General features: G+C 72.2%; 1 protein-coding gene. It reads left to right on the top strand.

Going from position 1 to position 1,059, the window contains the following annotated elements; translation table 11 throughout:
• Positions 1-1,051 (top strand): transposase (locus ACZ53N_RS37505; protein WP_469145153.1); only part of this gene is annotated, 1,051 nt, incomplete at its 5' end.
• Positions 1,052-1,059: the final 8 nt, after the last annotated feature.

Here is a 1,059-nt window from a genome sequence, read left to right as displayed (position 1 = left end):
CCACGTGGTGCCGGGCTGGCCGTACTCGTTCGTCGCTGCGCTCACCCCGGACCGCACCTCGTGGACGCAGGTCCTGGACGCGGTCCGGCTGGGGCCCGCCGACGATGCCGCGGCCGTCACTGCCGGCCAACTGCGGGCCGTGGTCGAGCGACTCATCGCGGCGGGCCAGTGGCAGTGCGGCGACCGGGACGTGCTGGTCGTGATGGACGCCGGCTACGACGTGATGCGGCTGGCCTGGCTCCTGTCCGACCTGCCCGTCGAGCTGGCCGGACGCCTGCGCTCCGACCGCGTCCTGCGGCTGCCGAAGCCGCCGCGCATCTACGACCCCAAGGGCGGCCGCCCGCCGAAGCACGGACCGGAGTTCCGCCTGGCCAAGCCAGAGACCTGGCCCGAGCCCGCGGTCGTGACCAGGAACGACACTCCCCGCTACGGCAAGGCCGAGGCCCGCGCGTGGGACCGGGTCCACCCCCGCCTCACCCACCGCTCGGCCCGGATCGACCTGGACGGCGAACTCCCTCTGGTCGAAGGCACGCTGATCCGCCTCAAGATCGACCACCTTCCCGGCGACCGTGACGCACCACCCATCTGGCTGTGGTCCTCCGCGACCGGCGCCACCCCGGCCGACGTCGACCTCGTGTGGTCCTGCTACCTGCGCAGATTCGACCTGGAACACACATTCCGCCTGTTCAAGCAGTCCCTGGGCTGGACCCGCCCGCGGCTGCGCGACCCGCGGGCGGCGGACCAGTGGACGTGGCTTGTCATCGCAGCCCACTCCCAGCTCCGCCTCGCGCTGCCGCTGGCAGCCGACCAGCGCAAGCCCTGGGAGAAGACCACCCGCCCCGGCACCGCGCTCACCCCGACCCGCGTCCGGCGGGGGTTCAGGAACATCCGCCCCCACCTGGGCAGTCCGGCGCGTGCACCCAAACCCACCCGGCCGGGACCAGGACGACCACCCGGCGTCAAGAACCGCCACCCCGCCACCCACTACGACGTAGGCAAGACCGTCAAACGCCCCGAGACACTCATCGCTCTGCGTGACAGCCGACCATAAGGAACAAG

The organism is Streptomyces sp. NPDC033229 (genome assembly GCF_055576875.1).
Note: the sequence above shows the minus strand (reverse complement) of the source record. Positions and strands in the feature narration are given on the sequence as shown.